This window comes from Achromobacter sp. JUb104 (assembly GCF_024806975.1).
In the GTDB taxonomy this organism is placed as follows: Bacteria; Pseudomonadota; Gammaproteobacteria; order Burkholderiales; family Burkholderiaceae_B; genus Achromobacter; species Achromobacter spanius.
Window position 1 is genome coordinate 151,201 of sequence record NZ_JANUEY010000005.1, and the last position, 21,493, is coordinate 172,693.

The 21,493-nt window shown below is 64.4% G+C and carries 23 protein-coding genes and 1 tRNA gene; 11 read left to right on the forward strand and 13 right to left on the reverse strand.

What is annotated here, in order from left to right; genetic code table 11:
* Positions 1–17 precede the first annotated feature (17 nt).
* Positions 18–710 (reverse strand): tellurite resistance TerB family protein, encoded by a 693-nt coding sequence (locus M2361_RS28055; RefSeq protein ID WP_100853171.1) that lies wholly within the window; start codon positions 708–710, stop codon positions 18–20.
* A gap of 157 nt (positions 711–867) precedes the next feature.
* On the opposite strand from M2361_RS28055, the gene M2361_RS28060 reads away from it, so the two are divergent.
* Entirely contained in the window at positions 868–1,266 is a 399-nt protein-coding gene (locus M2361_RS28060) for an OsmC family protein (RefSeq protein WP_259253016.1), read from the forward strand.
* Positions 1,267–1,313: 47 nt separating this feature from the next.
* Here M2361_RS28060 and fabI read toward each other — a convergent pair whose 3' ends face one another.
* The 3 genes from fabI to gloB form a co-directional block, all read right to left on the reverse strand.
* Positions 1,314–2,099, reverse strand: a complete 786-nt coding sequence (fabI, locus tag M2361_RS28065) for an enoyl-ACP reductase FabI (protein ID WP_050447163.1) — start codon at positions 2,097–2,099, stop codon at positions 1,314–1,316.
* A gap of 121 nt (positions 2,100–2,220) precedes the next feature.
* The gene (locus M2361_RS28070; protein WP_259253017.1) at positions 2,221–3,639 is read right to left on the reverse strand and encodes a transglycosylase SLT domain-containing protein; all 1,419 of its coding nucleotides are present in this window, start codon (positions 3,637–3,639) and stop codon (positions 2,221–2,223) included.
* Between the two features lie 7 nt (positions 3,640–3,646).
* A complete protein-coding gene (gloB, locus tag M2361_RS28075) occupies positions 3,647–4,468 on the reverse strand; it encodes a hydroxyacylglutathione hydrolase (RefSeq protein ID WP_259253018.1) in 822 nt (273 codons plus the stop codon).
* Between the two features lie 20 nt (positions 4,469–4,488).
* Between gloB and M2361_RS28080 the strand changes: the two genes are divergently transcribed.
* The 7 genes from M2361_RS28080 (at position 4,489) to M2361_RS28110 (ending at position 11,556) form a co-directional block, all read left to right on the forward strand.
* Positions 4,489–5,268 carry a class I SAM-dependent methyltransferase gene (locus M2361_RS28080; protein WP_259253019.1) on the forward strand — a complete coding sequence of 260 codons (780 nt, stop codon included), beginning with the start codon at positions 4,489–4,491 and terminating at the stop codon, positions 5,266–5,268.
* A 52-nt stretch (positions 5,269–5,320) separates the two neighbouring features.
* Positions 5,321–5,782: a ribonuclease HI gene (rnhA, locus tag M2361_RS28085; RefSeq protein WP_050449156.1), complete on the forward strand. Its 462-nt coding sequence runs from the start codon at positions 5,321–5,323 to the stop codon at positions 5,780–5,782.
* 176 nt (positions 5,783–5,958) lie between these two features.
* The gene (locus M2361_RS28090) at positions 5,959–7,044 is read left to right on the forward strand and encodes an efflux RND transporter periplasmic adaptor subunit (RefSeq protein ID WP_259253020.1); all 1,086 of its coding nucleotides are present in this window, start codon (positions 5,959–5,961) and stop codon (positions 7,042–7,044) included.
* 33 nt (positions 7,045–7,077) lie between these two features.
* Positions 7,078–10,194: an efflux RND transporter permease subunit gene (locus M2361_RS28095; protein WP_259253021.1), complete on the forward strand. Its 3,117-nt coding sequence runs from the start codon at positions 7,078–7,080 to the stop codon at positions 10,192–10,194.
* Between the two features lie 3 nt (positions 10,195–10,197).
* Complete coding sequence (gene dnaQ, locus M2361_RS28100) at positions 10,198–10,920, forward strand: DNA polymerase III subunit epsilon (protein ID WP_259253022.1); 723 nt, start codon at positions 10,198–10,200, stop codon at positions 10,918–10,920.
* 61 nt (positions 10,921–10,981) lie between these two features.
* A tRNA-Val gene (locus M2361_RS28105) sits at positions 10,982–11,056 on the forward strand.
* A 332-nt stretch (positions 11,057–11,388) separates the two neighbouring features.
* Positions 11,389–11,556 carry a tellurite resistance TerB family protein gene (locus M2361_RS28110; RefSeq protein WP_259253023.1) on the forward strand — a complete coding sequence of 56 codons (168 nt, stop codon included), beginning with the start codon at positions 11,389–11,391 and terminating at the stop codon, positions 11,554–11,556.
* Here M2361_RS28110 and M2361_RS28115 read toward each other — a convergent pair.
* From M2361_RS28115 to M2361_RS28135, 5 genes are all read right to left on the reverse strand, one after another.
* Positions 11,543–11,995: a YaiI/YqxD family protein gene (locus tag M2361_RS28115; protein ID WP_259253024.1), complete on the reverse strand. Its 453-nt coding sequence runs from the start codon at positions 11,993–11,995 to the stop codon at positions 11,543–11,545. The genes M2361_RS28110 and M2361_RS28115 overlap by 14 nt on opposite strands.
* Before the next feature lie 6 nt (positions 11,996–12,001).
* Positions 12,002–12,268 carry a hypothetical protein gene (locus tag M2361_RS28120; RefSeq protein ID WP_100853161.1) on the reverse strand — a complete coding sequence of 89 codons (267 nt, stop codon included), beginning with the start codon at positions 12,266–12,268 and terminating at the stop codon, positions 12,002–12,004.
* Between the two features lie 42 nt (positions 12,269–12,310).
* A complete protein-coding gene (locus M2361_RS28125; protein WP_259253025.1) occupies positions 12,311–13,813 on the reverse strand; it encodes a TAXI family TRAP transporter solute-binding subunit in 1,503 nt (500 codons plus the stop codon).
* The gene (gene gltS, locus M2361_RS28130; RefSeq protein WP_259253026.1) at positions 13,810–15,018 is read right to left on the reverse strand and encodes a sodium/glutamate symporter; all 1,209 of its coding nucleotides are present in this window, start codon (positions 15,016–15,018) and stop codon (positions 13,810–13,812) included. Before gltS ends, M2361_RS28125 begins: the two co-directional genes overlap by 4 nt.
* A gap of 164 nt (positions 15,019–15,182) precedes the next feature.
* Positions 15,183–15,698, reverse strand: coding sequence for a GNAT family N-acetyltransferase (locus M2361_RS28135; protein ID WP_259253027.1), 516 nt, complete (start codon positions 15,696–15,698; stop codon positions 15,183–15,185).
* Between the two features lie 238 nt (positions 15,699–15,936).
* Between M2361_RS28135 and M2361_RS28140 the strand changes: the two genes are divergently transcribed.
* Positions 15,937–17,013 (forward strand): glycosyltransferase family 2 protein, encoded by a 1,077-nt coding sequence (locus M2361_RS28140; protein ID WP_259253028.1) that lies wholly within the window; start codon positions 15,937–15,939, stop codon positions 17,011–17,013.
* 30 nt (positions 17,014–17,043) lie between these two features.
* Here M2361_RS28140 and M2361_RS28145 read toward each other — a convergent pair whose 3' ends face one another.
* Positions 17,044–17,436, reverse strand: coding sequence for a GtrA family protein (locus M2361_RS28145; protein WP_259253029.1), 393 nt, complete (start codon positions 17,434–17,436; stop codon positions 17,044–17,046).
* Between the two features lie 36 nt (positions 17,437–17,472).
* Between M2361_RS28145 and M2361_RS28150 the strand changes: the two genes are divergently transcribed.
* A complete protein-coding gene (locus tag M2361_RS28150) occupies positions 17,473–18,282 on the forward strand; it encodes a ChbG/HpnK family deacetylase (RefSeq protein WP_259253030.1) in 810 nt (269 codons plus the stop codon).
* 17 nt (positions 18,283–18,299) lie between these two features.
* On the opposite strand, the gene M2361_RS28155 is transcribed toward M2361_RS28150, so the two are convergent.
* A complete protein-coding gene (locus tag M2361_RS28155; RefSeq protein ID WP_259253031.1) occupies positions 18,300–19,178 on the reverse strand; it encodes a LysR family transcriptional regulator in 879 nt (292 codons plus the stop codon).
* Between the two features lie 95 nt (positions 19,179–19,273).
* Here M2361_RS28155 and M2361_RS28160 point away from each other — a divergent pair, with 95 nt between their 5' ends.
* Positions 19,274–19,798 carry a multidrug/biocide efflux PACE transporter gene (locus M2361_RS28160; RefSeq protein ID WP_259253032.1) on the forward strand — a complete coding sequence of 175 codons (525 nt, stop codon included), beginning with the start codon at positions 19,274–19,276 and terminating at the stop codon, positions 19,796–19,798.
* A gap of 5 nt (positions 19,799–19,803) precedes the next feature.
* Here M2361_RS28160 and M2361_RS28165 read toward each other — a convergent pair whose 3' ends face one another.
* Together M2361_RS28165 and M2361_RS28170 are read right to left on the reverse strand one after the other, a co-directional pair.
* Complete coding sequence (locus M2361_RS28165) at positions 19,804–20,454, reverse strand: GntR family transcriptional regulator (RefSeq protein ID WP_259253033.1); 651 nt, start codon at positions 20,452–20,454, stop codon at positions 19,804–19,806.
* Positions 20,455–20,553: 99 nt separating this feature from the next.
* Positions 20,554–21,441 carry an alpha/beta hydrolase gene (locus M2361_RS28170; RefSeq protein ID WP_259253034.1) on the reverse strand — a complete coding sequence of 296 codons (888 nt, stop codon included), beginning with the start codon at positions 21,439–21,441 and terminating at the stop codon, positions 20,554–20,556.
* Positions 21,442–21,493 lie beyond the last annotated feature (52 nt).

Here is a 21,493-nt window from a genome sequence, read left to right on the forward strand (position 1 = left end):
GACGTCATCGACGCCGATCAGGCGACCGCGCTCTTGGCGTGCTGTTCCAGCTTTTCCTTCAAGCCGGGCTCCAGCCGAAGCTGACGCGCCAGTTCGTCCAGGTAGGCGCGTTCCATATAGCTTTCCTCGTCCACGACGAGCAGGCTGGCCAGATACATTTCGGCGGCCATTTCGGGTGTTTTGGCGGACTGGGCCACGGCAGCCGGGTCCAGCGGCCGCGACAATTCCGTTTCCAGCCACTGGCGGTCTTGGGCGTCGGATGACAGCTTGGCCAATTCGGTTTCCAGCAGGCCGCGTTCTTCGGGGCCGATGTGGCCGTCGGCCTTGGCCGCGCCGATCATGGCGGTCAGCACGGCGTTGCTGTGCTGCTCGGCCTCGGGCGCGGGCAGGCGGTCCAGGGTTTGAGGCGGCGCGGCTTGCGCGCCACCGGCCTGGTTGCGCTGCCAGTCGCCATAAGCGCGGTAGGCCAGCGCGCCCAGCGCCGCCATGCCGCCATACATGGCAACCTTGCCGCCGATCTTGCGTGCCTTCTTGCTGCCCATCAACAAGCCCAGCGCGCCTGCGCCCAGCGCACCGCCGCCCAGGCCGGTCAGGAACGACCCCTTGCCACCTGCCGAGCCGCCCGTCGCGCCTTGTACGCGGTTGGTGGCGTCCGAAAGCAGGCCTTGGCCCGATTGCAGCAATTGATCAAGAAGTTGTCTGGCGCTCATGCGTCCCCCTAAGTCAGTTCGTGAATTGCGGATAGGGATATCCGACCAGTGGCTCAAGAATAAGTTCAGCACTCCGTCAGGTGTGGATGACGCCGGCGGATGCTACAAGTGGGCTTGCGGCGTCCGCAACGGATGCCAACTCCAGGAGATCCGATTCATGAGCATCCGCGTCCATCAGAATGCACCCGACACGTTGCAATTCACCGCTACGGCCGAGGGCCACGACTTGCCGCTGGCGATGCCGCGGCCGCAAGGAGAGGGCCCCGATCCGCATGACTATTTCGACACCGCGCTGGGGGGCTGCAAGGCAATGACGCTGATGGTCTATGCCCAGCGCAAGGAGCTGCCGCTGAAGGCGGTGGATGTGGAGGTGGTACGCGACGCCAGCGAGGAGCGCAAGGGCGTTTATCGCCTGACTGCCAAGCTGACGCTGCATGGCGAGCTGTCAGACGCCCAGATCGATGAGCTTCTGGCCGTTGCCGAGAAATGCCCGATCCACAAGCTGATGACGGCGGTGGACGTGCAGGTGTCCACGCTGGTGGTGCGGCCGGCTTGAGCCGACCCTGGGGTGGGGAGGTAAACCGCCCCGCCCCAGGTGAAGAATCAGTCTTCCATGCCCGGGACGACGGTCGAGAAGCCGGCGTCCACATGGGTGATTTCGCCGGTGACGCCGGCGGCCAGGTCCGACAGCATGAACGCCGCTACATTGCCCACGTCGTCAATGGTGACGTTGCGGCGCAGCGGCGCCTGCGATTCCACGAACTTCAGGATGGACGAGAAGTCCTTGATGCCGCTTGCGGCCAGCGTCTTGATGGGGCCGGCGGAAATGCCGTTGGCGCGAATGCCGCGCGGGCCCAGCGCCGTGGCCAGGTAACGCACGCTGGCTTCCAGCGATGCCTTGGCCAAGCCCATGGTGTTGTAGTTGGGAACCACGCGCTCGGCGCCCAGGTAGGTCAGGGTCAGCACCGAGCCGTTGCGGCCTTCCATCAGCGGCAGCGCGGCCTTGGCCATGGCGGCGAAGCTGTAGGCGGAAATGTCGTGGGCGATGCGGAAGCCTTCACGCGACAGGCCATCAAGGAAGTTGCCGGCGATGGCTTCGCGGGGGGCGAAGCCGATGGAATGCACCAGGCCGTCCAGGCCGTCCCAATGCTGGGCCAGTTCCGTGAAGGCGCCTTCAATCTGGCTGTCTTCGGCCACATCGCAAGGCAGCACGATCTTGCTGCCGAATTCTGCGGCGAATTCGACCACGCGATCCTTGAAGCGGTCGCCCACATAGGTGAACGCCAGTTCGGCGCCTTGCTGGTGACAGGCGCGCGCAATGCCGTAGGCGATGGATCGGTTTGAAAGCACTCCCGTTACGAGAATGCGCTTGCCGGCGAGAAAGCCCATGATGGTTCCTTTAGTTTTTTCCTGCTGAAAGACCGCCCATTTTAAGGAGTTTGGCGGCTTCGCGCAGTTGTAAAAACGGCGCCCGCTGGGGGCGCCGTTCTAGGTGGACGACTGGCGGATATCAGCCGCGGGCGTTGGTGCCCGGCACGCGCAAGGGGGTGCCGATCTTCAGGGCGCTGCCCTTGAGGTTGTTCAGGGCACGCAAGGCATCGACCGAGGTGCCGTACTGCTTGGCCAATGAGAACAGCGTGTCGCCCTGGCGGACCTTGTGGGTGCGCACATTGGGGCGGGCGCTGGCCACGCGGGCGGCGGGCGCCGGGGCGGCTCGGCCACGCGGGGCGGCCGCCTTGTTGTCGGACGGCGCCTGCTCCAGCGCGCCCACCGGTGCTGCCAGCGATGCCAGTTGCACGCCAGCGTTGCCGGGTTCGCCTGGCACCAGCAGAGCCTGGCCCGACGCGGACTTCTGGCGCGAGCTGATGTCGTTGGTTTCACGCAGTTCGGCCAGCGTCACGCCAAAGCGCTTCGCAATCGCGGCGTAGGATTCGCCACGGCGCGAGTGATAGATCTTCCAGGCGCTCAGGTCGCCCTTGTAGTTCGTCAGGTTGGCGTTGAAGATCTCGACGCGGTCGGCCGGCAGCAGCAGGGTCGGACCGTGATCGCCACGGATGACCGGGCGGTTGAACGACGGGTTCAGCGCCTTGAATTCGTCCACCGGCATCTCGGCCAGCTTGGCGGCGATTTCAACGTCGATGTCGCTGTTCTTCTGCACCGTCACGAAGTAGGGCGTGTTGCCCACGGGGGGCAGCGCCACCGCATAGCGCTGCGGGTCGGCAATGATGTTCTTGATGGCCTGCAACTTGGGCACGTAGTTGCGGGTTTCGCTGGGCATGTTCAGGGACAGGTAGTCCGTGTTCTGGCCGGCCGCTTCGTTCTTGGCCATGGCGCGTTGCACCGAGCCTTCGCCCCAGTTGTAGGACGCCAGCGCCAGGTACCAGTCGCCCTGCATCTCAAACAACTTTTCCAGATAGTCCAGCGCAGCGTTGGTCGACGCGATGGGATCGCGGCGTTCGTCACGCCACCAGTCCTGCTTCAAGTTGAAGTGCTGGCCGGTGGCCGGCACGAACTGCCACAGGCCCGAGGCCTGCGCGCGCGACAGGGCGGTGGGGTTGTAGGCGCTTTCCACGAAGGGCAGCAGCGCCAATTCCGTGGGCAGGCCACGGCGGTTGATTTCGTCGACGATGAAGTACAGGTACTTGCCCGCGCGTTCGGCCATGCGCTGAACGGCCTCGGGGTGGGACGCGTAGTAGTCGGTCCACTGCTGCGAGAGCTCGGTGTTCAGGTTGGGGATGGCGAAACCGCGGCGGATGCGGTCCCAGGCGTCGCTCGGCGGGTTGGTCAGGTCAACCGTTCGGGACGTATCCCGGGCGATGTAACGCCCTTGGGAATTGGTGGTGAGGTTTTTACTGTCGGGGGCTTTGGTTCCTGCGCAACCGGCGAGGACTGCCAACATGAGTGGCAGAAGGAGTCGGGATAGATTCATCAGGCGGTCACTTGAAATCGTTCTTCCATTCACGCAGGGAGGCAAAGACCTCTACCGGCGTAGGTTGAGTGTGTCCGGCCCAGCTGGCTGCGGCACGGATGACGTCGACTTGCTGCGTACGCAAAAACGGGTTCGTCGCGCGTTCCTGACCGATCGTCGACGGAAGCGTGGGAAGACCTTCTGCTCGTAATTGCTGGGCTCGCTGATACCACTGATGCAGGGTGCGGTTGGCGGGATCCACAGCCAATGCCCAGCGCAAGTTCGCTAGAGTGTACTCGTGCGCGCAAAAAACCTGTGTATCTGGCGGTAAAACGGAAAATTTTTCCAAGGAATCATGCATTTGCGCGGGAGTCCCCTCGAAAAGTCGACCACAGCCCCCGGCAAACAGCGTGTCGCCACAGAACAGAACGGGTTCTATTCCGGCCGCCCGGCCGGTGTAGGCGATATGCCCGGCGGTGTGCCCGGGCACGTCCAGCACGCGCAGGTCCAGGTCCAGTTCGGGCAGCGTGACGCGGTCGCCTTCGGCCAACGCGACATCGCAGCGCGGCAGGCTTTCCCGCGCCGGACCGTATACGGTAAGGTCCGCCATGCGTGACAATTCGAGAACACCGCCCACATGGTCGCCGTGATGGTGCGTGAGTAGAATGGCGCGCAGCCTCAAGCCTTCCTGCTCGAGCCATTGCACTACCGGGCCGGCTTCGCCCGGGTCCACCACGGCGGCGTTTTCGCCATGGACGATGGCCCAGATGTAGTTGTCGGTGAAGGCGGGTAGAGGCAAGACCGCGGCATGTTGCTCGCGGCCGCCTGCGGGGGCGGTCAAGGCTTGCATGAGATTCGAAGGAATAGAACGTGGCAGAAGAAACTCCGCCGATTGTAGAACTGGCCGAATGGTTCCAGACGCCACCGGGGCAGTACGCCCTGGCCTGGGAACGGGCCCAGTTCGACGCGGCTGTCGCGGATGTGTTTGGCTATTATGCCTGGCAGGTCGGCCTGGCCGACATGAATCTGCTGCGCGCCAACCGCATGCCTTTCAAGGGCTATGTGGGCACGGAAACCCCCTCGGCGGAAAGCGTTGCCGACTGGCAGTCGCGGGTGGTGCTCGCCGAACCCGAGGCCCTGCCATTCGAATCCCAAAGCGTGGACTTGCTGATTCTGCCGCATGCCTTTGAGTGCACGCAGGACCCGCACAACGTCTTGCGAGAGGTCGAACGCGTGCTGGTGCCGGAAGGGCGGGTCGTGATTTCCGGGTTCAATCCCTGGAGCATGTGGGGCGCGCGTACGCGCATGCCCGGCATGGAGCCCTGGCTGCCGCAACCGCCCGCGTCGCAAGTGTCGCTGCCGCGCCTGAAAGACTGGTTCAAGCTGCTGTCCCTTGAGGTCGAGGAAAGCCAGTTCGGCTGCTATGCGCCGGCTTGCCGCAGTGAAAAATGGCTGCAGCGCTGGGGCTTCCTGGAGTCGGCGGGCGCTCGCTGGTGGAGCGTGGGCGGGGCGGTATATATGGTGTCTGCCGTCAAACGCGTGGCCGGCATGCGTATCATCGGGGCCCCCTGGAAGACCAAGCCCAAGCGCGCGCGCGCCGCTTCCGTGGTGGTCAACCGCCACGCCGACGATGGTATCGACCCCTCTTGAGCGCGGCGCCACGCGTCTTACTTTGCACGAACAAGGACTATCAAGCAGCACCATGCAGGACAACAAAGCGATCGACCAGAAAGTGGAAATGTGGACCGACGGGGCCTGCAAGGGCAACCCGGGGCCGGGCGGCTGGGGCGTCTTGCTGCGTGCGGGTGGCCACGAGAAAACCCTGCATGGCGGAGAACTCCAAACCACCAACAACCGCATGGAGCTCATGGCCGTCATTGAAGGCCTGCGGGCGCTCAAGCGCACTTGCGTCGTCACCATCCACACGGACTCGCAGTACGTGATGAAGGGCATGACCGAGTGGCTGGTGAACTGGAAGCGCCGCGGCTGGATGACCGCGGAGAAGAAGCCGGTCAAGAACGCCGAGCTGTGGCAGGCGCTGGACGAGCAGGTGCAGCGGCACCAAGTGTCGTGGCGCTGGGTGCGTGGCCACACGGGCGACGAGGGCAACGAGCGGGCCGACCAGTTGGCGAATCTGGGCGTGGAAGTGGCTCGGCGGGCCTGAAGACATCGGGAAATACCCTGAAATCCGCCTGGAGAGGCGGATTTAGTTCTTTCATCCGGCTTCTGGATTGTTCCAGTATGTAAATTCGGGTGCTACAGTGCCTTCCCCATTCCAGTTCCTGTGGCGTCGTCCAAGTGGGGAGTCCGGGGCGCGCCGCATCAAAGCCACATTCGCGCATGAAAAAAGCTGTACTGCTGGCCGCCGTCGCGGCCGGGTTGGCCGCGGGGGCCGCATTGGGCGTTTTCGTGCCGCGATGGCTTGCGCCCGGCGCAACGCCTCCCGCCCAGAGCGCCGCCCGGCCGGTTGTCACGCCTGTCGCTCCCGTTCGGGTCGAGGTTGCCACCGTCAAGGAAATTCCGTTCGCCCGCGGCCTGTCCGCCGTGGGCAGTTTGCGATCGGACGAATCCGTGGTGCTGCGGCCGGAAGTGGTGGGGCGGATCCAAGCCATTGAATTCAAGGAAGGCCAGCCGGTTGCCCGGGGCCAGGTGCTGGTACGGCTGGACGATTCCGTGCCGCGCGCCGAACTTTCGCAGGCGCGCGCCAATTTGACGTTGGCGCAAAGCCATTACCGGCGCGCTGTGGAATTGCAGGGCAAGGGTTTCGTCAGCCAGCAGGCGCGCGACGAGTCGGCCAGCACGCTGAAAGTGCAGGAGGCGGCCGTGGCGCTGGCGCAGGCACGCCTGGACAAGATGACGATTTCGGCGCCGTTCGCCGGCATTGTCGGCTTGCGCAGCGTATCCGTGGGTGACTACGTCAACCAGGGGCAGGACCTGGCACCGCTGGAAGCGATCGACCCCTTGAAAGTGGATTTTCGCGTGCCGGAAATGTACTTGAGCAAGGTGCGCGTGGGCCAGCAACTGACGCTGCGCCTGGACGCGCTGCCGGGGCAGGAGCGCCAAGGGCAGGTCTATGCCGTCAGCCCGCTGGTTGACGCGGGCGGCCGGTCCATCCTGCTGCGCGCCACGGTGGCCAACAACGACGCCGTGCTGCGCCCGGGCATGTTCGCCCGCGTGCAGTTGCTGTTCAATCAGGACAAGGCGCTGGTGGCGCCCGAAGCCGCACTGTCGCCGTCCGGGGAAACGCAGTACGTTTACCGGGTCAAGGATGGCAAGGCCGAGCGGCGCGAAGTCACCATCGGCGAGCGCCGCGAAGGCCGTGTCGAAATCTTGACCGGCGTGGCGGCGGGCGACCAACTTGTGGTGGCGGGCATACAGCGCGTGACGGACGGCGCCGCCGTGAACGTCGTCGGCGGCGGCTCGTGAGCGCGGCCCCTCTCTCTTTTTAGCGGTGACGCCATGCGTATCTCGGAAACCTGCATCAAGCGGCCGGTGTTTGCGTCGGTTCTGTCGCTGATCATTGTCCTGATCGGGCTGATCTCGTATTCGCGCCTGACGGTGCGCGAGTATCCGAAGATCGACGAGCCCATTGTCTCGGTGGATACGACCTACAAGGGCGCCTCGCCCGAGGTGATCGAGTCCCAGGTGACCAAGCCGCTGGAAGACCAGTTGGCGGGCATCGAGGGCGTGAACGTGATGACCTCGCGCAGCCGTTCCGAACGCAGCCTGATCAACATCAAGTTCAACCTGTCGCGCGATCCGGACGCGGCGGCGGCCGAAGTGCGCGACAAAGTCTCGCGCGCGCGGCGCTTTTTGCCCGATGAGATCGACGAGCCCATCATCGGCAAGGTTGAGGCCGATTCCCAGCCCATCATCTACATCGCGGTGGAGTCGGGCTCGTACTCGGCGATCCAGACGTCCGACTACATCAATCGCTACATCAAGACCCGGCTGTCCGTATTGCCCGGCGCGGCGGAAGTGCGTGTGTTTGGCGAACGCCTGCCGTCCATGCGCATCTATGTCGACCGCGACAAACTGGCCGCCTACGGCTTGACCGTGCAGGACGTAGAGGCCGCGCTGCGCAGCCAGAACGTGGAGATTCCGGCCGGCCGCATCGAATCGCGCGCCCGCGAGTTTTCCGTGGTGTCGTCCACTGACCTGCAAACGCCCGCGCAGTTTGAAGACGTGATCGTGGCGAACGTGAAGGGCTACCCGGTGCGCCTGCGCGATGTCTCCAATGTGGAGATCGGCGCGGCCAGCGACCGCATCCTTTCGCGCTTTAACGGCAAGCCCGCCATCAACATCGGTATCACGCGGCAATCCACCGCCAACCCGCTGGAACTGTCCACGGCGGTGCGCCAGGAAGTCACGCGGCTGAACGAAACGCTGCCGGCGGGCATGAAGCTGAACGTCGCGTACGACTCGTCGGTGTTCATCGAGCGCTCCATTGATTCCGTGTTCCACACCATCGGCGAGGCCATCGTCCTGGTGGTGTTGGTGATCTTTTTCTTCCTGCGCAACCTGCGCGCCAGCATCATCCCCATCGTCACGATCCCCGTGTCGCTGGTCGGGGCGTGCGCGCTGATGTACTTCTTCGGCTTTTCGATCAACACGCTGACTCTGCTGGCCATGGTGCTGGCGATCGGGCTGGTGGTGGATGACGCCATCGTGGTGCTGGAGAACATCTACCGGCATATCGAAGACGGCATGCCGCGCAAGGAAGCGGCGCTGCGAGGGTCCAAGGAAATCGGTTTTGCGGTGGTGGCCATGACGATGACGCTGGTGACGGTATACGCGCCGCTTGCCTTCGCCACGGGCCGCACCGGCCGGCTGTTCATTGAATTTGCGCTGGCGCTGGCTGGCGCGGTGCTGGTGTCGGGTTTCGTTGCCCTGACGCTGACGCCCATGATGTGCTCGGTGCTGCTGCGCCATCAAAGCAATCACAACCGCTGGTACAACCTGATCGAAGGCTGGCTCAACGGCATGAGCAACGGCTATCGCCGCCTGCTGGGCGCGTCGCTGCGTCATCGTTGGCTGGTGGTGGTGATAGGCGTGGCGGTGGCGGGGGGCAGCGGCGTGCTGTTCACGGTGGTCAAAAGCGAACTGGCGCCGGTCGAAGACCGCGGCGTGGTGTTCGGCATCGTCAACTCGCCGGAGGGCGCCACGCTGAACTACACGCTGGACAGCATGCTGGGTATCGAGAAGTTCTATTCACAGATTTCCGAGGCCAGCGGCAGCCAGGTCACGGTGGGCTTTCCCACCGTGACGGACGGCACCGCCATTCTGCGCCTGAAGCCGTGGGAAGAGCGCAGCCGCAAGCAGCAGGAAATCACCCAGCAGTTGCAGCCGCAGTTTGCGTCCCTGCCTGGCGTGCGCGCGTTTCCCACCAACCCACCGTCGCTGGGCCAGTCGGCCCGGTCCAAGCCGGTGGAATTCATCATCATGAGCCAGGCGTCGTACGAAGAGCTGGCGCGGCTGACCGAGGTTTTCCTGACCGAGCTGCGCAAGTATCCCGGCCTGCTCAACCTGGATACGGATCTGCGCTTGAACACGCCCGAATTGCGGGTGCGCGTGGACCGCGACAAGATGGCCGACGTGGGCGCTAATGTGGACACGGTGGGTCGCACGCTGGAGTCCATGCTGGGCGGGCGCCAGGTCACGCGCTACAAGGACGAGGGCGAGCAGTACGACGTGATCGTCCAGGTGACGCCGCGCGACCGCGCCAACCCCACCGATATTTCCGGCATCTACGTGCGGGCGCGCGACGGCAGCATGGTGCAGTTGGACAACCTGCTGGGCGTGCATGAAGGCGTGTCGCCGCAGTCGCTGAACCACTTCAACCGCCTGCGCGCGGTCAAAATCGATGCGGCGGTCGCGCCAGGTTACGCGCTGGGCGAGGTGCTGACGCACATGCACCAGGTGGCGCGTGACGTACTGCCCAACACCATCATCACCGACCTGGACGGCCAGTCGCGCGAGTTCCGGGATTCATCGGGCAGCATCTATCTGGTCTTCGGCATGGCGCTGGCCTTCATCTACCTGGTGCTGGCCGCGCAGTTCGAAAGCTGGCGCAACCCCTTCATCATCATGTTGTCGGTGCCGCTGTCCATGACCGGGGCGCTGCTGGCGCTGTGGCTGACGGGCGGCACGCTGTCGATCTACAGCCAGATCGGCCTGATCACGCTGGTGGGCTTGATTACCAAGCACGGCATCCTGATCGTGGAATTCACCAACCAGTTGCGCGACGAAGGCAAAGAGCTTTTCACCGCCGTGATCGAGGCCAGCGTGCTGCGGCTGCGCCCGATCTTGATGACGACGGGGGCGATGGTGCTGGGCACCGTGCCGCTGGCCTTGTCCACGGGGGCGGGGGCGGAATCGCGCCAGCAGATCGGCTGGGTGCTGGTGGGCGGGCTGTTGCTGGGTACACTACTGACCTTGTTCGTCGTGCCGGTGGCCTATACGCTGATTGCCACCGCACGCAAGAAACCCGGCCATGCCGGTAGCGCGGAGCATCCGCCGGCTCACCCGCCGGGCGCCCACACGCCGCCGTCGTCGGCCAATGCAGCGTCGGAATAAGTTATGCGCCAGATCATCTTTGACACGGAAACCACCGGACTGGACCCCGCACAGGGTCACCGCATCGTTGAGATCGGCTGCGTGGAACTGGTCAACCGGATGCCCACGGGCAATAACCTGCACATCTACCTGAACCCCGACCGCGAGAGCGACCCCGAGGCCTTGGCCGTGCACGGGCTGACAACGGAGTTCCTGTCTGACAAGCCGCGCTTTGCCGAGGTGGCGGACAAGTTCGTCGAGTTCATCCAGGGCGCGGAACTGATCGCGCACAACGCCGCGTTCGATGTGAAGTTCTTCAACGCCGAACTGGCGAAGACGGGCCGCGGCCCGATCTCCGAGTTCTGCGAAGCCATCACCGATTCGCTGTTGCACGCCCGGTCGTTGTTCCCGGGCAAGCGCAATTCGCTGGACGCCCTGTGCGACCGCTTCGGCATTTCGAACGCGCACCGCACGCTGCACGGCGCACTGCTTGACTCGCAATTGCTGGCGGAAGTGTGGCTGGCCATGACGCGCGGCCAGGACGCGCTGCTGATCGATGTGGACGACAACGATGGCGCGGGCAGCGACGGCATCGTGTTGGCGAAGTTTGACGCTTCGGGTCTGATCGTACTGAAGGCCAGCGATGAAGAGCTGGCCGAGCATGACGCCTATCTGGCCGCGCTGGACAAGTCGGTGGGCGGCGAGTGCGTGTGGCGCAAGCTGGATGCGCCGGTGACGGCGGCGTAAATAATCGCCGCAGTCCGCTTGCGCACGTTTTTAAATCTATGCTATTATTTCGCCTCTTTCAGGGTGGTTAGCTCAGTGGTAGAGCACTGCCTTCACACGGCAGGGGTCACAAGTTCGAAACTTGTACCACCCACCAAAGACCCTTGGAAGACAGCGCAGGGATTTATTCATTGCTGTTGTCTACTAGGTAAAGCGTAAAAGCAAAGCGTCTTTGGAACTAGCAACCCAGTTGAAAAACTGGAGAGCGAAGAAAGAAAAAAAAGAAAGGAAAAAAAAGCAAAGCAAGCCAACCCTAACCGGTTGGCTTTTTTGTTTTCTTGACTTGGCGCAAGCATGGCGCTTGCCGTTGTGCGCCAGCGTGTCCCGGCGTCCCTATGATTGTTTTGCGGCAACTCGCGGAAGGGCATCCTTCAACGGCGCTTGTCCGAGCATAGGGAAGCGGCGCTTGTCGGCGCCTGGGAGACGTCCATGTATACCCACAACAACACCATATTGATCATTGTCGTCACGGGTGTGGCGATGATGCTGATCGGTTTCGGCTTTCGCGACCGCAATATCGGGATGGGATTGATGGGCGTTGGCCTGATCACGGCCATCGGCACCATCTTGTACAAGGCCTACATCACTTTTTATTAAGACGCGCCAGCAGGGTGTCCAACTGATTGGCGAACGCCTTGCGGTCGGCTTGGCTGAACGACGATGGGCCGCCCGTATCGATGCCGGCAGCCCGCAGTTCTTCCATCATGTCGCGTACCGCCAGCCTTTCCCGGATGGTTTCAGGTGAATAGCGCTCGCCTCGCGGGTTGAGCGCCATCGCGCCTTTGGCCAGCACTTCGGCGGCCAGCGGAATGTCGGCGGTAATGACAAGGTCGCCGGGTTCCGCGCGTTCGACGATGTGCGCGTCGGCTACGTCGAAGCCGCGCGGCACCTGCACCGCGCGGATCAGCGGCGAAGGGGGCGTGAATAGCGCCTGGTTGGCCACCAAGGTCAACGGCACCTGCCAGCGCTGCGACGCGCGGAACAAAATGTCTTTGATGACTACGGGACAGGCGTCCGCATCGACCCAGATGTGCATACGGGCTTATTCGCCCAAGGCTTTCTGCAGGACGTCGGCCACGATGTCATTCGTGGACACGCCGCGTTCGGCCGCCAGGGCACGCAGCTTGTCAGCGTGCGCCTGCGACAGCTTCAACGGAAACGGCACCAGGCCGGCCGCCTGGTCCAGCTTGCGCTGTTCCCGGCGATCGGGCGCCTGCGATGCCACGCCGAAGCGGTCGGGGGTGGCGGACTGCTTGAGCTGGCCGGCCAATTTCAAGGCCTGGGTTTTTTGGAGGTCGAATTTATTCATGGGAATTCCTGATTAGGAGCGCAATCATAAGCGCATCCGCGATCAGCGCGCCTTGGCGTGCTCCAACCCCGCCAAACCTTCCTCGGCGCCGTCGTGCAGCGGCACGCTCAGGCCGCGTCGCGCATTGGCAACCGACACCTGGGCACCTTGGGCCGAGCCGGCGGCCAGCAGGTCCTGGCCGGTTTGATAGACGGCGCGCACCACTACCAACGCTTCGTCGCGGGTCAGGTTTGCCGTGGTGAGCAACAGGGCCGCCGTGCCGACGGTGGCGATCGGCGCGGTCTGGTTGGGATACGTGCCCGCGGCGATTTCCAGCGGCATCAGGTCGCTGTTGCTTGCCGTCAGCGATTTGATGGCGGCAGGGTCCAGGGGCAGCAGTTTCAACTGCGCCTGGGTCAGCGCATCGCGCAGCGGCGTGGCGGGTACGCCGATCACTTGAGCCGCCGCATCCACCGAGCCGGCGTTCAGCGCGGGCAAGGACGCCGCGAAAGGCGTATCCGCCACGGTGTAATCGCGGCCCGCTTGCAACCCGTGGGCGGCCAGCACGGCCTCCAATGTGGCGCGCACGGCGGAGCCTTCCGGCCCCAACGCAATGGTCTTGCCCTTCAGATCACGCACGCCCCGCAATGCGGGGTCGTCGCGCACCACGATGTGAACCAGTTCGGGGTACAGGCTGCCCAGCGCGCGCAGGCTGCCGAACGGCCCCTGCGCGGCGAACGGTCCGCGGCCTTCATAGGCCAGGCGCGCGGTGTCGGCTTGCGCCAGCCCCACCACCGCGTCGCCACTGCGCAGCAGCGCGATGTTCTCGGCGCCGCCGCCAGTAATAAGCGGCGTTACGCGGATCTGGCGGGCGCGCGCCACGGCGCTGAGGGCGCGCGCGAATGCCACGTATTCGCCACCGTCGGGGCCGCCCGCCAGTGGGTAGCCTTGTTGCAGGCGCGCCAGCCGACCATTGATGCGCGCGACCGAGCGTTCCAGTTCCTGCTGAACCACATTCTGTGCCGTGCTTGACGCACTGTAGGCGACGGAATGGGTGATCTGGTCCAGCGCATCCAGCAATCGCCGGGTGACGGGGGGCGGGGCGCCGGTATCCAGCGACGGTGCTTCGGCGGCTTTGAAGCCCGCCGGCGTAACGCGTTTCCAGGTGTCGCCCTCTTGGCGATAGATGGCACTGGCGTGCGCCACCAGACGGTCGCCGGCCTGGTTCCCGCCAGACTTCACCCCGCTGATGCTGCGCGGGCCCGCGCCCAGCAATGTCACCAGCGACGCCGCGCCGGGTTGGTCCCAGGCGCCCAGCGCGATGTCGCGCCCCAAGGTCAGTTCGACGTCGTAATACACCACGCGACGGCTTTCGCCCGCGGGCGCATTGCTGTCGGAGGCGGAGCCACGGCGTTTCAGGTCCGTGATGCGGAACAGACCCTCGCCATAGGTGGCGGCCAGCGCGGAGTTGACGTCGGCACGTAGCGCATCGGCATCGGGTGCGCGGCCGCAAGCGGCCAGCATCAGGCAGAGCGCGATCAGGACAAGGCGTTTGAACATGGTCACATCCCCCCCACGAACGGCAAGGAGATCAAGGACGTCAGCACGATGACGTTCAGGATGTCGACCAGGAACGCGCCCGTGACCGGCACCACGATGAACGCCTCCGGCGCGGGGCCGTGGCGGCGCGTCAAGGCTTGCATGTTGGCAATGGCGGTAGCGGTAGCGCCCAGGCCGAAGCCGCAGAAGGCTGCCGACATGATGGCCGCTTCGTAGTCACTCTTGAGCAGCCGGAACACCACCCAGGCGGCGTACAGCGCGCAGAACAGCGTCTGCACCACCAGCATCAGGGCCAGCGGGCCGGCCAGCCGCGCCACGCTGGACAGGTCCAGCGTCATCATGGTCATGCCCAGGAAGAGCGAGAGCGCGATGGTGCCGATGATCTCGGTGACGCGGTCGTCCAGCTTCAGGCCCAGGCGCGCGCCGCCGTTGCGGATGAGCACGCCGGTGGCCAGGCACCACAGGAAGTTGGGCAGGCTGACGGGGGCGTCCTCGACCAGCATGGCCAGATAGCCGCCCACGACCAGGCAGACAAACGCCGCCGTCATCGACACGATGAACGATCCGGCGGTGGCGGGTTCCGTGGGCTCGGCAAGGTCTGGCACCTTGTTGCCGGTATCTGCCTGGGGGTCCAGGCTGCCGGCCAGCTTGTGCCGGCGCATCAGCCATTCCGCCACCGGGCCGCCCACCACGCCACCCAGCACCAGGCCCAAGGTGGCGGAGGTCATCGCCAGGGCCATGACGTCCTGGATGTTGTTGAAGTCGGCAAAGCGCGTCGCATAGGCCGCGCCGGTGCCATGTCCGCCCACAAGGGTGATCGTGCCGCCCAAGAGTCCCATCAGCGGATGCATGTCCAGCAGCCAGGCCATGCCCAGGCCCACGGCGTTCTGCAAAATCAGGAAGGGGATCAGCGCCAGTAGAAAGGCGATCAGGCGGGGGCCGCCCTTGGCCAGCAATTTCAGGTTTGCCGTCAGGCCGATGCAGCCGAAGAACAGCAGCAGCAAGGTGGGCCTGATGCTGGTTTCCATCGAGACGGAAACGCCGCCCCAGTTCGCCAGAGCGTAGGCCAGGATGGCGAACAACAGGCCGCCTACGATGGGGTCGGGAATGCTGTAGCGGCGCAGGATGCCGATGTTGGTGGTCAGCACGCGGCCGATGACTAGCACCAGGCAGCAGGCTAGCAGGGACTGGACGGGCGAAAGCGAGATCATATAAACCTTCGCGCCCGGGCGGGGCGCAGCAAGTCAGACTATCGGAACCGTTGCCGCCACATCATTGAGATTGCGGCCCTATATTACGGCCGCGAATGTCGCGATGTATAGAAAAGAAGCGTCAACGCGCGGGGCCTCGCGATGCAAGGCCCGGGACACGGCGGCTACAGCGGAAAGCTGCGCGCCATGTAGCTGGCTTGAGGGCCATAGCCCGCCAATTTGTCGGCCAAGGCCAAATCGTTTTTATCGGGCGTGGCGTTTGCCTCGGACACGGGACGGTAGCCGTGGCGGTGCCAGTAGCTGGTCGCCGATGCCAGCGACACCAGGCTGGCGCGTTGCAGTCCGCATTCCATGGCGCGCGAAGCCGCGGTGTGCAGCAGCGCCTGGCCCACGCCCAGCCCTTGCGCGGACGGCGCCACGGCGCAGTCGTGCAGGAACCAGTGGTCAGCCTGCGTGGGCAGCGCCGTCAACGCCACCCCCAGGGCAGGCGGCAAGCCCGCGTCCCAGGGATACGAAATCAGATAACCCAGCACGGCGTCATCGTCCGACGCGCAGGCCACCCAGCAGTGATCGGGCGCGAGCATCAAGCGATTCAAAAAGAACGCAGCGCTTTCCAGCAGAAAGTTGGGATAGGCAAGGGCCTGGGTATCCAAGATGCCGTCCATGTCGCTGGCAAGCATAGGTCGGACTCGGTATTGCATAACAACCTGTAAAGACAAAAAAACTGCCGCGCATTTTACCGATGCGGGCCGGGACGCCGTTTCGCGGGGCGTGACGAATCAGGGACGTATAGCGGCAGCCAGGGGGCCTGCGCCGGCCGGGCCGGCAGGTTGGCGCTTGGCCATTTCATGAAAATTTGACGCAGTGCCGCACATACTTCGCGTCATTGCATTCCCTGCATTCCTAGACCACCGTCGTATGCATCTTCATTTCCGGTCTGACCCGATAGCTCAGCGCGTGCTGACTCACCCGTACCCGCTGGAGACGCCTTGGGCCGCGAGAGCAGCGGTCGCGTCCGCGGCGGTGCCATATGACAGTTGTGTCTCCTGCGTGGTTCCCTGCCTGAACGAAGCCGAAAATCTGCGCGTCTTGCTGCCGCTCTTGCGCAGTCGCTTGTCGGTGCTTTGCTCCCGGTGGGAAATCATCGTGGCGGACGACGGCAGCACGGACGCCACGGAATCGCTGATGGCCGAATGGACGCAGCACGCGGGCTTTCGCTACGTGCAGTTATCGCGCAACTTTGGCAAGGAAGCCGCGCTAAGCGCCGGGCTGCAAGCCGCCATCGGCGACGCCGTCATCTGCCTGGATGCCGACCTGCAACACCCGCCCGCGTTGATCGAGCAGATGCTGGCCCGCTGGGCCGCGGGCGCCGAGATGGTTTACGCCGTGCGCGAAACCAGGCATGACGAGTCTTGGTTCAAGCGCTCTGGCGCGCGCTGGTTCTACAAGCTGTTGAGCAGTGCGCGTGGCGTCGATGTGCCGGCACACGCGGGCGACTTCCGCCTGATGGACCGGGGCGTCGTGGACGCGCTGAACGCCTTGCCCGAACGCACTCGCTTCATGAAGGGCCTGTACGCCTGGGTCGGCTTCAAAGGCGAGGCGCTGCCCTACACGCCCGATGAGCGCATGCATGGCGACAGCCGCTTCGGCAGCCTGCGCCTGTTTCGCTTGGCACTGGACGGTTTGACGGCCTTTACCACCTGGCCGCTGCGGCTGGTGAGCCTGGCCGGTGCTGTCTTCGCGTTGGTGGCAATGTCTTACGCGGCCTATCTGGTGGGTGATTACCTGCGCTCGGGTAACCCTGTTTCGGGGTGGACCACCATCGTCACCGCGGTGCTTTTCTTTGCCGGCGTGAACCTGATTTCGCTGGGTGTCGTGGGCGAATACGTCGCGCGCATCTTTGACGAGGTCAAGGGGCGGCCGCTGTATGTGGTGCGCCAGCGGCGCGGCCGGCCCATGGATGCCGGCACGGACTCTGGCAAGCCTGGCGTCTGATCCTGGCCTCTGACCCCGCTCGTGCGCCGCTCAATTGGCGGGCTTGCGAAAGGCCCACAGCCTGCTCGCCACGAACGTGGCGAACGCCAGACCGATCAGGATCAGGGCCAGCAAGACGTCATAGCGGATGTTGGTGGTGTGCAGCAGCAGCGCATAGGCCGACTCGTTGATGACGAAGCCTGCCGCTGAAATCAGGAAGAAACGACGGATCGCTATGGTCCAGGGAATTTGGGCATGTTGGAACGTCAGCCGATAGTGGCCAGCGAACGACACGGCGAAGGCGACCAGCCATCCGATCAGGTTGGCGGCCAGCGGCGGCATGGCGAAGGCCTCGACGCAGCCGACGGCAACCGCCCAATGCGTTGCGGCCGCGGCGCATCCAACGGCAACAAAGAGGCTGATCTGGTGAAGCAAGGCGCGCATTGGGCCGGCGTGAATGGGAATATTGAGGTAAATGCGATGAGCAAACGAGTCATAGTCTGCGGCGACGATTTTGGCATGAATGCCGACATCGATGAAGGCATGATCGCACTGGCCGACATGGGCCGAATCAGCGCGGTCAGTTGTCTGGTGTTGGGGCCAACCTTTGCCGCCAACGCCCGCCGCCTGGGCGAGCGCAACGTCGATATCGGCCTGCATGTGAACCTGACTGAATCGCTGGGCGCCGGGGCCATGCCGATGCCTGCCTTGGGCAAGCTGATCTTCAACGCCTATGCGGGCCGCCTGGACACGGACTGGGTTCAGGCACAACTGGACCAGCAGTTCGATGCGTTTGAAGCCGCGTTCGGCCGTGCGCCGGATTACGTCGATGGCCATCAGCACGTGCATCAGTTGCCGGGCATACGCGATCAGGTGCTGTCGCAGTTGAAGCGGCGCCAGGGCGCGCAACGGCCCTGGTTGCGCCAGACCGCGCCGGGCATGCTTTGCGGTATTCCGCTCAAGGAATCGATCAAGGCGCGCGTCATCGGGGCGCTGGGTGCGGGGGCGCTGGCGCGTCAGGCCAGCCGCGACGGGCTGCGCACCAATCGCCGGCTGCTGGGCGTGTATGGGTTCGAAGGCGGCAAGCGGCGTTATGCGGATCTGTTGCAGCACTGGCTGTTCAATGCGCGCGACGGCGATCTGCTGATGTGCCATCCCGCCATGCGCGTCCAAGAGGGCAATCCAATGTCGAGCCAACGCCGTGCCGAGTTCGATGTACTGGCAAGCCCCAAGCTGGGTGACTGGATGAACGCCAATGGCGTGCGCATCTCTCGGCTGCCCGCGTACTGAAGCGGGCCGCGCGCGGATCAGCGCTGCCGGGAAGCGTCGCGGGTCAGGCTATCCAGCAGCCAGGCGCCTGCCGGCCCCAACGCGCGTCGGGTGGACCAGACGGCGTCCACGCGGATGTGGCGGGGCCAGCCCGGCACCGTCAGTTCCACGAGTTGGTCGCGGCCAAAACGTTGGATCATCCAGCGCGGGAGTTCGGCCCAGCCAAAACCCAGGCTCGCCATTTCCAGCAGCATCAGGTAACCCGGCGCCGACCAGGTGGCGTTCGGCGGTGCGGCGTCCTTATCGTCAAGCTCGTAGGTGCTCAGGCGCAGTTCGCGTTCGAGCCTGAGCGCATCGGTGCCGACGCTGGGCTGGCTGGCCAGTGGATGGTTGCGGCCTACGCACAAGACGATTTCGGAAAGCTCCGACAACGTTGCGTGCGCCACGTCGGGCGGGTAATCGTCCTGCGCGGCCATCAGGCCCAAATGCGCGCGGCCTTGCTGCACCAGCGCCACCACGTCTTCGTATTCGGCGATCAGGCATTCAAAGCGCAGCGCCGGGTAGCGCTGGTCGATCTGGCTGAGCATGTTCTCGAATGTCTTCGACTGGAACGTGTCCGACAGCACTACGGTCAGCCGGGGTTCCAGGCCCTCGGCCAACTGGTTGGCGCTGCGGTTGAAGCGGTCGTTGGCGGCCAGCACCTGCAGCGCCTGGCCCAGCAGCACCTGGCCGGCTTCGGTCAGGGCGGGCTGCCGCTGGCTGCGGTTGAAGAGGGTGACGTTAAGGTCCACCTCCAGGTTCGCGATGGTCTCGCTGATGGTGGACTGGCTTTTGCCCAGCTTGCGGGCGGCGGCGGAAAAGGAACCTTCAGAGGCGACCTGGGCGAATGCCGCCAGGGATTCGAGCGAGTGGCGCATGGTTATATCGGGTTTTCCGATGGATAGTATCTTTATCGTACCGGAAATATCGTCGAAAATCGTCGCCGTTCTCTTCAATCGACCGCAGGTGGGTCATGTCGCAATCCTCCAAAACCCCAAGCACCAAAACCCTCAAAGAACGTTTCTTCCACGCTTTCCTGTTCGAAATCCTGGCCATCGGCCTGTGCGCGCCGGCTGCCGCCTGGGCCATGGGCAAATCCTTGTTTGAAATGGGCGTGCTGACCGCGGTGATCGCCTGGATCGCGCTGGTGTGGAACATGATCTACAACGCCGGATTCGACCGCCTGGAAAACCGCTTGGGGTTCACCCGCAACATGCGCGTGCGGGTCGTCCACGCCTTTGGCTTCGAGCTGGGCCTGATCTTGATCGTGATTCCGCTGGCGGCGTGGTGGCTCAATATCAGCCTGTGGGAAGCCTTCGTGCTGGACATCGCGCTGGTGCTGTTCTACCTGCCCTACGCCTTCCTGTACAACCTGGCCTACGACCGCTCGCGCCCGCGCGTCATGCAGTGGCTGGGCCGGGGCAAGGCGGACGAGGCGCCGCCGACGGCCGTTACCCCGACGGTCGCTCCCCCGACAGTCGCTCCCATTACGCGCTGATTAAATTACGCGTTGATCACCTTGCGCGTGAACATCTCCAGGTAGTCCATCAACGAATCGGCGCCCTTGATGGCGTCGGCTTCGTTGCCGGTGGCGATGCCTTGGGCCATCAACATGTGGCGGCGCGCACCCTCGGCGATGTCGCCTTCATGCTGATAGGCGTACCAGAAGCGCCGGCATTGGATGATCAGCGGCTCGACGGCGTTCACCGCCGACTCATTGCGACAGGCCTGATGGCAAACATGGTCCAACAACTGGTCCGCGTGCATGTAGTCGTCCAGGTTGCCGCCTTCCGAGGCACGGATCATCTGCGCCGCGCATTCCACGATCTGGCTGCGTTGCGCGGGCGTGGCCCGGCGTGCGGCGTTGGCGGCTATCAGATGCTCCAGCGCGCGGCGGGTCTGAATCAGATCCATGTGATCCGCCAACTGGATCATCGATACGCGCAGGCCGCGCCTGGGTTCCTGGCGGATCAGGCCGGCCGCCACCATGCGCAGCAGCGCTTCCCGCAGCGGCGTTCGCCCCAAACCGGTTTTTTCAACCAGATCTGCTTCCACCACCGCGCTGCCCGGTTCTAATTGCAGCGTGGCGATCATGCTTTCGATCTGGCCGTAGGCGACGTCCGCGGCGCGCCGCTTGGGCTCTGCTCCAGCCATGAATTATTGCTTTCCTTGGGTGTGCACCATTGCTTGCCGGCCAGCAGTTTGCGCCGATCCGTATCGTAACCTAGCGCATTGGCGCGAGCGAAGGCGCGCTCAGCCTTCCTTGCGCGTGTAGGCGCGCGAGGCATCCTGCATGAAGGTTCTTACGGCGGCATCGTACTGCGGGCCGCTGCGGAAGGCGCCCGAGTGCGAGGCGCCTTCGATTTTCACCAGCCGCTTCAGCTCCGGCGCCACATTGCGGGCGGCGGCGAACAGTTCGTCGCTCATCGTGTGCGGCACCACGCGGTCGGCCGTGCCGTGCATGAACAGCATGGGCGTATGCATGCGCGCCAGCTTGTCCACCGAGTCAAAGGGCTGCGTGACCAGCAGCCCGGCGCCGGGAACTTTGCCCCAGCGCAACGTGCCCAGCATGGCGCCGATGCTGGTGAAGCTGGATTCCACGATCAGGCCGGCAAAATCGGGTTGTTCGGGGCGGGCCGCCAGGTCGATGGCGATGGCGCCGCCCAGGCTATGGCCATAAACGAAGCGGCGCGCGGGGTTGGGTTGCAGCCGGGCCAATTCCTTCAGTCCCGCCATGGCGTCTTCCAGCGCGCTTTCTTCCGAGGGCAGGCGCGGTGTCGAGGCCCCGAACCCCCGGTAGTCGATGGCCAGCACCGAATAGCCCATGCGCGCCCATCCGTCGATGCGAAAGGCGCTGCCGTTCAGGTTCCAGCGCGCCCCATGCAGGTAAAGCACGGTGGGCGCGTTTGCCTGGGCGCTTTGCCGGTACCAGGCACGAATCTGGTCACCATTGGCCAGCTTCAGGTCGTAGACCTCGGTGCCGGCGGCCGGTTCGCGCCACCACGTCTGTGGTTCGGACTGGGGGGAGAAGATCGTCTGGCGTTGCCAGGAGTCCAACTGCGAGCAGCCGACCACGCTGGCGGCGGCCAGCAGGGCAGCGACGAATAGTCGGCGGGGAGAAAAGCGGGGAAGGGCGGGCATGGAAAATATGACCCTGTTGGGCCGGCTGGGTTCCGCCGTCAGCATACTCCCG

Bases quoted from the DNA above. Each gene is read 5' to 3' on its own strand.
- M2361_RS28055 (WP_100853171.1), bottom strand. From the start codon at position 710: ATGAGCGCCAGACAACTTCTTGATCAATTGCTGCAATCGGGCCAAGGC.
- M2361_RS28060 (WP_259253016.1), top strand. From the start codon at position 868: ATGAGCATCCGCGTCCATCAGAATGCACCCGACACGTTGCAATTCACC.
- fabI (WP_050447163.1), bottom strand. From the start codon at position 2,099: ATGGGCTTTCTCGCCGGCAAGCGCATTCTCGTAACGGGAGTGCTTTCA.
- M2361_RS28070 (WP_259253017.1), bottom strand. From the start codon at position 3,639: ATGAATCTATCCCGACTCCTTCTGCCACTCATGTTGGCAGTCCTCGCC.
- gloB (WP_259253018.1), bottom strand. From the start codon at position 4,468: ATGCAAGCCTTGACCGCCCCCGCAGGCGGCCGCGAGCAACATGCCGCG.
- rnhA (WP_050449156.1), top strand. From the start codon at position 5,321: ATGCAGGACAACAAAGCGATCGACCAGAAAGTGGAAATGTGGACCGAC.
- M2361_RS28090 (WP_259253020.1), top strand. From the start codon at position 5,959: ATGAAAAAAGCTGTACTGCTGGCCGCCGTCGCGGCCGGGTTGGCCGCG.
- M2361_RS28095 (WP_259253021.1), top strand. From the start codon at position 7,078: ATGCGTATCTCGGAAACCTGCATCAAGCGGCCGGTGTTTGCGTCGGTT.
- dnaQ (WP_259253022.1), top strand. From the start codon at position 10,198: ATGCGCCAGATCATCTTTGACACGGAAACCACCGGACTGGACCCCGCA.
- M2361_RS28110 (WP_259253023.1), top strand. From the start codon at position 11,389: ATGTATACCCACAACAACACCATATTGATCATTGTCGTCACGGGTGTG.
- M2361_RS28115 (WP_259253024.1), bottom strand. From the start codon at position 11,995: ATGCACATCTGGGTCGATGCGGACGCCTGTCCCGTAGTCATCAAAGAC.
- M2361_RS28120 (WP_100853161.1), bottom strand. From the start codon at position 12,268: ATGAATAAATTCGACCTCCAAAAAACCCAGGCCTTGAAATTGGCCGGC.
- gltS (WP_259253026.1), bottom strand. From the start codon at position 15,018: ATGATCTCGCTTTCGCCCGTCCAGTCCCTGCTAGCCTGCTGCCTGGTG.
- M2361_RS28135 (WP_259253027.1), bottom strand. From the start codon at position 15,698: ATGCTTGCCAGCGACATGGACGGCATCTTGGATACCCAGGCCCTTGCC.
- M2361_RS28140 (WP_259253028.1), top strand. From the start codon at position 15,937: ATGCATCTTCATTTCCGGTCTGACCCGATAGCTCAGCGCGTGCTGACT.
- M2361_RS28145 (WP_259253029.1), bottom strand. From the start codon at position 17,436: ATGCGCGCCTTGCTTCACCAGATCAGCCTCTTTGTTGCCGTTGGATGC.
- M2361_RS28150 (WP_259253030.1), top strand. From the start codon at position 17,473: ATGAGCAAACGAGTCATAGTCTGCGGCGACGATTTTGGCATGAATGCC.
- M2361_RS28155 (WP_259253031.1), bottom strand. From the start codon at position 19,178: ATGCGCCACTCGCTCGAATCCCTGGCGGCATTCGCCCAGGTCGCCTCT.
- M2361_RS28160 (WP_259253032.1), top strand. From the start codon at position 19,274: ATGTCGCAATCCTCCAAAACCCCAAGCACCAAAACCCTCAAAGAACGT.
- M2361_RS28165 (WP_259253033.1), bottom strand. From the start codon at position 20,454: ATGGCTGGAGCAGAGCCCAAGCGGCGCGCCGCGGACGTCGCCTACGGC.
- M2361_RS28170 (WP_259253034.1), bottom strand. From the start codon at position 21,441: ATGCCCGCCCTTCCCCGCTTTTCTCCCCGCCGACTATTCGTCGCTGCC.